General features: G+C 54.3%; 9 protein-coding genes. 8 read left to right on the forward strand and 1 reads right to left on the reverse strand.

The annotated features are described in order from the left end of the window. The first annotated feature begins 298 nt into the window (after window positions 1-298). The 6 genes from ACL7TT_RS06655 (at window position 299) to ACL7TT_RS06680 (ending at window position 4,443) form a co-directional block, all read left to right on the forward strand. Window positions 299-481, forward strand: coding sequence for a hypothetical protein (locus ACL7TT_RS06655; protein WP_413394131.1), 183 nt, complete (start codon window positions 299-301; stop codon window positions 479-481). Between the two features lie 158 nt (window positions 482-639). Next, entirely contained in the window at window positions 640-1,638 is a 999-nt protein-coding gene (locus ACL7TT_RS06660; protein WP_413394132.1) for a TIR domain-containing protein, read from the forward strand. Window positions 1,639-1,739: 101 nt separating this feature from the next. Continuing rightward, window positions 1,740-1,952 carry a hypothetical protein gene (locus tag ACL7TT_RS06665; protein ID WP_413394134.1) on the forward strand — a complete coding sequence of 71 codons (213 nt, stop codon included), beginning with the start codon at window positions 1,740-1,742 and terminating at the stop codon, window positions 1,950-1,952. Between the two features lie 65 nt (window positions 1,953-2,017). Beyond that, window positions 2,018-2,503, forward strand: coding sequence for a hypothetical protein (locus ACL7TT_RS06670; RefSeq protein WP_413394136.1), 486 nt, complete (start codon window positions 2,018-2,020; stop codon window positions 2,501-2,503). 21 nt (window positions 2,504-2,524) lie between these two features. After that, a complete protein-coding gene (locus tag ACL7TT_RS06675) occupies window positions 2,525-3,061 on the forward strand; it encodes a BRO-N domain-containing protein (RefSeq protein WP_413394138.1) in 537 nt (178 codons plus the stop codon). 11 nt (window positions 3,062-3,072) lie between these two features. Beyond that, window positions 3,073-4,443: a DUF2163 domain-containing protein gene (locus tag ACL7TT_RS06680; RefSeq protein WP_413394140.1), complete on the forward strand. Its 1,371-nt coding sequence runs from the start codon at window positions 3,073-3,075 to the stop codon at window positions 4,441-4,443. Here ACL7TT_RS06680 and ACL7TT_RS06685 read toward each other — a convergent pair. After that, on the reverse strand, window positions 4,353-5,159 hold the full coding sequence (locus ACL7TT_RS06685; RefSeq protein ID WP_413394142.1) for a DUF4349 domain-containing protein: 807 nt from the start codon (window positions 5,157-5,159) through the stop codon (window positions 4,353-4,355). The two genes, ACL7TT_RS06680 and ACL7TT_RS06685, sit on opposite strands and share 91 nt — an antisense overlap. A 237-nt stretch (window positions 5,160-5,396) precedes the next feature. Between ACL7TT_RS06685 and ACL7TT_RS06695 the strand changes: the two genes are divergently transcribed. Then, the gene (locus tag ACL7TT_RS06695; protein WP_459564485.1) at window positions 5,397-7,370 is read left to right on the forward strand and encodes a phage tail protein; all 1,974 of its coding nucleotides are present in this window, start codon (window positions 5,397-5,399) and stop codon (window positions 7,368-7,370) included. Window positions 7,371-7,374: 4 nt separating this feature from the next. Continuing rightward, window positions 7,375-8,216: hypothetical protein (locus ACL7TT_RS06700; RefSeq protein ID WP_413394146.1), on the forward strand; the 842-nt coding region annotated here is incomplete at its 3' end.

Consider the following 8,216-nt stretch of genomic DNA (forward strand, 5'->3'; position numbering starts at 1 on the left):
ACTGTCTCATGTCGACCTGCAAACTCAACAACGGTATTCTTATCCATAGCAGCGTATTCCTGGTTGGTTGACTGTTTGGCGACAACAAATCAACCAGATACGCTGCTTTCTTTCAAACCCTCAAACACCAGATTCGGTTATAACTCAGTCCATGTAAGTAGCTATTTTTCAAGGCGGATTGTGGGTAAACGGCGCAGAATTGATTCCGACACAGTAATCAGGATAATAGTGGCCATGGTGATCAGTATATAAATATAAATGTTATGTGTTTCCAAAAAATCAGAGAGAGAAATGCTTGATGAGCGTGATATTTAGGGTGATACTCATCGTTGCTTGCTTCTTTGCAGCAATAGCTTGCTACCTGTTCGGTGTTCCCGTAGGGGGCATAGTGTTTGTCATTCTCGGGGTAGTTTTCGAGGGGCTATTCTGGATAGGAATATTCGGGAAAAAGAAAAAATCATCAAACCCGGAATCAAAATAGTTTTTATGGTACACCGATGCAAAGAGTTTTAGAGTCAAGGCTATAAAACTGCAAATAAGTAGTTCCAATGAAACGCCCAAAACATAACCAAGTCCAGCAAAAGGATGTGCTGAAAAGCGCCCGCCTATGTGAGCGGCGTTAGCTGTCTAAGGAGAGTCATGAGTAACACTAAAGAATTTGAAATTGCCCTCTCTTTTGCTGGGGAGGATCGAGAATACGTAGATCAAGTTGCGAATCTTCTTCGTGACTCAGGTGTAAAAGTGTTCTACGACCTATTTGAGGAAGCTAATCTCTGGGGTAAAAATTTATACGATTACCTTACTGAGATTTATAGGAATAAAGCTCTCTATACAATCATGTTTATCTCTGATAACTATTCTGAAAAGTTGTGGGCAAATCATGAACGACAAGCCATGCAAGCTAGGGCTTTTCAAGAGAACCAGGAATATATACTTCCTGTAAGGTTTGATGAAACACCGATTCCAGGGATTCTTCCAACGACAGGCTATATCGATATATCTAGCAAATCTCCAGAAGAATTTGTAAAAATAATACACAGGAAGCTTATAAATAGCGGCTTAACAATTCCTTCAGAAAGAGTTAGGAAGTCACTTTTCTCAACACAATCGATTCCAAAAATAAATACTCGAAAATCATTTGTTAATATTTTATCTTCTTTGGGGGAGCCAATTCAAGGGGCTTCAGTTGTCGCAATTGCTGACAATGGCACAACTAAGTCGGCATCTTCTGATGAAAATGGAGTTGCCGAGCTAACAATCTCTACGAGAAGAAACTATCAACTACTTGTTGCACATCCAAAATTCCCGGGGGCAATAATCCAATCTTGGGATTCTGGTGAGGATATTAACATTTCGATTGCAGCAACTGAGTGTACAGGTTCAGTAATCTGCATGAGCACTGGTTATATTCCCGGTTTACAAGGAAGACTAAACCCAATACTTGATACAGGTAATCGCACATATTTATATGCCGACAATATCGCAATTAATGGCGGTCTAAAGCAACCAACAACATTCGCAACAAACACCCCATTTAAACTTGAAGATTGCGATGGAGTTGTGATGGAAGTTAAAGTTTTACATATACAAGGCAGAACTTCGTTATTGCAATTTGTACATCCAGCATACGACAGCTAATCGGGTAAAGGCGGGTTTCTAGCCAGCTCTCCCTCCACCACCGTGCAACGACCCAAACCGGCCCCTGAGCCGGTTTTTTTACGCCTGGAGAAAGTGACTCCATGAACGGACAGGAAGCCGGAAGTGCCACAGTAACAGTTGCGGGGGTCGGCCTGACACAAAGCCCTGCCACTCCATTGCAGGTGCTGGGGGTGATTATCGCCATGCTGGGCCTGGTGTGGAATGTGTACGCAGTGATTACACGCAACCGGCACAACAAATTTGTGCGGGAGCAGGCCAAAAAGTCTGGCACCAACGCCCGGCGAGATCAATAAGCCAGCCCCCACTCCCAAACCCATTGGGAGTGGCAATCCTACCACCATTGCCAAGTGAGGCCGTTATGAGCTTTTGGGGTGCATTTAAAGGTATTTTCAGCAGCAATGCGAAGCCCGTTGACGATATTCTGGATAAGGACCACGGCCTTCTGGTGCGTGCCGGCGGCTTTATCAATGACCTGTCTTATACCGAGCAGGAGCGGGTGCGGGATAACGCCGAGCTGGCGGCTAGGCAGGCGGCTGCGTATGGGGAACTGATCGACACCGTGACGGAGCATGCACGGAGTACAGCGAGCGAAAACACTCAGCGCAGCCTGACCCGCCGGCAGGTAGCCATCGCCATCATTCGTGTTGAGCTGTTCCTGGTGCTGGCATCGGTAGTGATCTGGCCCTTCCGGCCCGAGTACGCCAAGTTTGTTTGGCTGGTGGCGAGTTCCTCGCTGATGTTCGGTGCCTTTATGGCTGTTGTACTGTTCTTCTTTGGCTCCTACGGGATCAGCAATCACCTATTGAAGCCTTTGAGAGAGGCGAAAAAGAAAGCTTCTGGTTAAAGAAAAGCAAGGAGAGGTGGTATGAGCAATATCATTCCGTTTAACTTTAATAATCGCGGTGTTCGTGTCATAGAAAGTGAAACCGGGGAGCCGTGGTTTATCCTCAAAGATGTTTGTGAAGTCTTGGAGCTCTCCAATCCCCGCGCAGTGGCCCAGCGGCTGGATGATGACGAACTGCGTAAGTTTGACTTACGCGGTCAAGCTGGTGAGGTTCATATTATCAATGAATCCGGGCTTTACACCGTTGTGCTTCGTTCCGACAAGCCCACCGCCAAACCCTTCAAGCGTTGGGTAACGCACGAAGTCTACCAGCGGGAACCGCGCTACAAGTACCGCCTGCGCTATGAGTTTTTACGCAGCGATCCGCCGCTGCAGGAATTACAGCAGCTGGTGCAGTTTTTTGAGGACCACTACGGGCGCTGGGATTCCTTTTACTTCGACGACCCCTATGACGGTGTGCGCCGCCGTGTGCGCTTTTTCCGCGACAACCTGGATGTCGAACGGTTTTTGGTCCAGCTCTGGGAACTCAAATCCCTCGAATTAATTTCAGTGAAATAAGCGGTGAATGTATGCGAAACGCCTCCGCGCAGTTGATTGCCCTGTTAAACGGCAACAACACCTATTTGATTGCTGACCTCTACACTGTCAGCCTGCTGACGGGAGAAATCTATCGTTGGAATACCGGCGATACCGACCTGACCCTCGACGGCGAAATATTTCGCCACACGGGTCCGATTATCGAGCGGGACAGAATCCGCCTGAAAACGGGACTCGAAGTGGACGTGCTCAATGTCACCCTGAAAACCGGCGACAGTCCGCAGGCCGGGATCGACCATCATATCCAGGGGCGCACACTGCCGGCCGCCGCCACCAACGGCGCCCTCGATGGCGCTCGGGTCAAGGTGCAGAAGGTGTATATGCCCACCTGGGGTGATACCAGCCCCGGTGCGCTGCTGATGTTCGAAGGGGCGGTGGCGGCGGTGGACCCGAGCCGCAACCAGGTGCAGCTGACGGTGAAATCCGAGCTGGACAAATTAAACCAGCCCATGCCGCGCACCCTGCTCAAGCCGGGCTGTGCCTATAACGTCTACGATGCCGGCTGCGGCCTGTCCCGCAGTGCCCTCACGGTGACCGGCACCATCAATACCGGTTCCACCCGGCAGATGATCAAGAGCGGTCTCAGCCAGGCGAACCAGTATTTTGATCTGGGTGTGCTCGCCATCACCAGTGGTCCCGCCGCAGGCAGCCGGCGCGCGGTGCGCGCCTATGCTGGGGGCGACTTCACCCTGTCCATGCCACTGGGCGTTGCGCCGCAATCCGGCGACAGTTTTAAAGTTTATCCGGGCTGTTATCGCACCAGGCCCGCGTGTGCGGCGAAAAATAACAGCAACCCTTTCGCGGCTATCCCTATGTGCCGGTGCCGGAGCAGGCGCGGTGATAGCAGCAACGCAGCGCGCCGCTGTCATCGCCGAGGCCAGGACCTGGCTGAACACGCCCTACCGGCACCAGGGGCGGGTGAAGGGTGCCGGGGTGGATTGCGGCATGCTGTTGCTGGAAGTGTTTTCCGCAACGGGTGTGATCGAGGCCGGCGCGGTGGAGGACTACCCGCGGGACTGGCATTTACACCGGGGCGAGGAGCGCTACCTGGGCCAGGTATTGCAGCACGCGCAGGAAATCGCGGGGCCGGGGCAGGCGGGGGATATTGCGGTGTGGCGGTTCGGACGCAGCTTTGCCCACGGCGCCCTGGTGGTGGACTGGCCCACCATTATTCACAGCTATGTGGGCCTCGGTGTGGTCTACGGCGATGCGCTGGCGGATCAGGATTTGGTGCAGCGCCCCTGTCGATTTTTTACCTGCTGGGGTTAGTTCGCGTTTTTCGCCAGATAAACCGTAGTACAAACAGTAACAGTATGAAAAGAATGAGCCAGGGTAAAAGATAAGCGACAGCTACAATGGTATCGGATATCCCCTCTGAGAAGTTTTCACCAAAATCCGTCAAGGAATCTGATATTGGACCCCAGAAAGACAGGTAAGAATGTGTGTCTAATGAAATGTGCACGATATCCATTTGAGTGCGTTGGAGCAATGCTGCCTTTTCCCCTTCCGCGTACTCGATATCCGACTGCACTTTTGAAAGTTCTTGTGCGATTTTTATCAGCGATTCAATATCGCTGTTGGGTTGTTTTTCCAGTTCAACTAAGCGAGCTTGATACTGCAAGAGCATTTCAAGTCTCTTGTTGCCATTGATGATGGCATCCTGCAGGTCAACGACGTCAGTGGATTTTTTTGCAATCCCCCCTTGTTCAGAAGCCAGATTAATAAGAGGAGCTACGCCCTCTGGCAGAATTCTGATTCGGATATTGCCGGATGAATACTCTCCGGTATCCAAGCTTGAGTGAAGTATCGCACAATTGCTTTTGGTGTCTTTAGTGCAATAGGAAGTTATTTTTTCGAATACACCCTTTATCGCATCTTTATGAAGAGCAATGGTAATTCTGTGTTCGTAAGCCAGATAGGGATTTCTTTTTCTCTGTTTGGGCTCTTCTGCAATACCTATAAACGCATCAGAAAATTTCGCGTCATCCACGTCAGCTTTTGAGCAGCCGATAATAGCAAGGAGAAAAGAGCTGATCAGTATGTATTTTACACAATTCATATGTGGGATCTTTCTGGTGTGGCGCCGGGTTAAAGGGTCCGTCAATAGTTTTGGCGATCATAACCTCTAACAAAAGACACGGGCAACCCAGGTAATCCCGAAGTGTTTCCAGGAAGAAGTTCGGGTGTAAGCCTGTGATGCGAAAACAAAAGCCTATAAAGGGGTGAACTGGAAAGGCACCTAAAGCTGATTTTTGAGATTGAATCATTATGGGCGGATCAAGCACAACCACCACCATTGAAGCCGGCGAGCAGCTGGCCGGAGCTGCAGACCAGCACCTATGGCAGCGGCCTTACCCTGCAGTATGGCAAGAACCGGGTTGCGGCCAAGCTGATCTGGCACGACGATTTCAGGGCGATCAAACACGTTGAAAAGCAGCGCTCCAGTGGCGGCAAGGGCGGCGGTGGTGGTGGCAAGAGCACCATAAAAACCGAATCCTGGAATTATGAGGCATCGATTATGTTTGCCCTGGCCGAGGGGCCTATCGGGGGTATTGGCCGCTGCTGGGTGGATAAATCGGCGGGTGCCCTGAACAGTCGCGCCACCGGCAGCGGCTGGACCTTTTTCCGTGGCAACCGCAGCCAGGCGCCCTGGAGTTGGCTCACAAGCAGGCACGCCAGCAAAGCGGTGGGCTATGCCGGCACCGCGGTGCTGGCCAATCCCCGCCTGGATCTGGGCGAGTCCGGTGCTTTAAAAAACTACAGCTTTGAAATCACCGGTTTCCTCAGCGATACCGGTTTCAGCGGTGACGCACATCCCGCACAGGTACTGCCGGATTTTCTCAGCAACGCCTATTACGGCGCGGGCTGGGACAGGGCGCGTATTGGCGATCTGTCCGACTACAACGACTACTGCCGGGCCATGGGGTTTTTTATCTCGCCGGGGTTTTCGGAGCAGCGGCCGGCACTGGAGTGCGTGGCCGATTTACTTACCGCGACCAACAGCGATGCGGTCTGGTCTGACGGGGTATTAAAAATCCGTCCCTATGGCGATGAACCGGTCAGTGGCAACGGCGCCAGTTATTCCCCCGAGGTCACGCCCCTGTACGACCTCGATGACGATGATTTTTTGAGGGACGGCGATGAGGACCCGGTGCAGGTGGAGCGCAAATCCGCCTCCGATGCCCACAACAGCCACCCGGTGGCGTTTTCGGACCGCCGCCAGGCGTACAACGAAAGTCTGGAGGAAGAGCCGGACCCGGTGGATGTGGAACGGTTTGGGGTGCGCCAGGCCCCCAAGCGCTCGCTGCGTATGATCACCCGCGCCGGCCACGCCAAACAGCTCTCGCGCATTCTCGCGCAGCGCAGTATCTACACCAAAAACCGCTACACCTTTTACCTGGGCCTGCGCTATGCGCTGCTGGAGCCCATGGACCTGCTGACACTGACCGACCGCGGGCTGGGCCTGGACCAGCACCCGGTGCGTATCCTGGAGTTTGAGGAGGATAGCGAGGACCGCTTTCGTGTGGTGGCGGAGGAGTGGCCCTTCGGCATCGCCCACGCGGCCCTGTTCGAGGTGCAGGACGGCGACGGCACCGCACCGGATGTGAATGCCGATCCGGGCTATGCCAATCCACCGGCCATCTTTGAACCGCCGGCCATCCTCACCGGCGGTGACCCGGAACTCTGGCTCGCCACCAGCGGCGGCGCCCTGTGGGGGGGCTGCGAGATCTGGATTTCCCGCGATGACGCCAGCTACCAGTTGGTGGGCGCTATCAATACCCGCGCGCGCCACGGTGAACTCACCGCCAGCCTGCCAAGTGGCGGGGTGGGCGATAACAGCAACACCCTGGCGGTGCAACTGGAGGGGGGTGGCGAGCTGTCCAGTGTCAGTGCCGAGGACCGGGATGACCTGGTGACCCTGGCCTGGGTGGACGGCGAGCTGCTGGCCTACCAGAGCGCCACCCTCACCGGAGCCGATGCCTACGACCTGAAGAAATTCAAGCGCGGCTGCTACGGCACACCGATCACCAGCCATGCCGCTGGCAGCGGGTTTGTGCGTATGGACGAGGGGATATTCCGCTACGCGCTGCCGTCGAGCCGTATCGGCCAGCAGTTTTATATCAAGCTGGTGTCGGTCAATGTCTGGGGCGGTGGCAAGCAGGCTATCGCCGAGATTTCCCCGTACGTTTACACCGTCACCGGCCGGGGGCTGTTGCCGGCCGGCCCCAGCAATTGCGCCATGCAAATCAGTAACAACAAGCCTTCTTAAAACTATGATTTACAAACATCGCCGTTATTACGAGGACGACTGGCGTGACGGTATCTACCGGCCACCCGGTGGGCGCCCGACCGTGCAGCGAAAAAAATGGCTGGACATCACCTGGACCTTTGCCGAGTTTTTCCCCGCCGGCCAGCTGAGCGGCTTCGAGGTGGCGATTATCAACGGCACCGACCCGAATGATCCTTCAAAATATATTCGGGCACCGGAAATCCTGGGGGCTGATGAGCGCCGTTTGACTGTCTCGGTGTCTTTGGGCACCAATCTCAATAATGCCCGCGCCGCCGTGCGCGCCCTTTATGGCGGTGCCAAAAGTGCCTGGACCGTGCAGGGGGTGGGGCAGGTATTGCATGCAGACGGCGAGGAGCTGCCGACGCTGAGCGAACTCAACGACGTGCAAGCGCAGGCGGTGGCGGCACAGAACGATGCCGTGATCGCCCTGCAGGGGCTCGGTGATATCGCCGCGGACGGCAAACTGACCGGCGGAGAAAAAAAACGCGCGATCCGCGAGCACAAGGAGCTGATCGATGAGCGCAGCGATCTCAACGCACAGGCGGATCGTTTTGGTATTGGCCCTGCCAAGAGCGGCTACAACAATGCGATCGATGCACTGGCCAACTACCTGGGCGGCCTGTCGCCAGCCTGGAACCACACCGGTACCACCACTGCCATCAGCCGCACGCTGTGGAACGCCAACTGGCAAGCGGTGTTCGAGGCCCGCCAGACCCTGCTGAACACCGTGCGCAACGAGACCAAGTGGTGTCGGTGCCACAAGTCGTCCCAGACCGCCCGGAGCTTGTGGCGAACGGTCAACCGCAAGGTGTCGCACGCCGACTA

This window comes from Microbulbifer jejuensis (assembly GCF_047289955.1).
Classification (GTDB): Bacteria; Pseudomonadota; Gammaproteobacteria; order Pseudomonadales; family Cellvibrionaceae; genus Microbulbifer.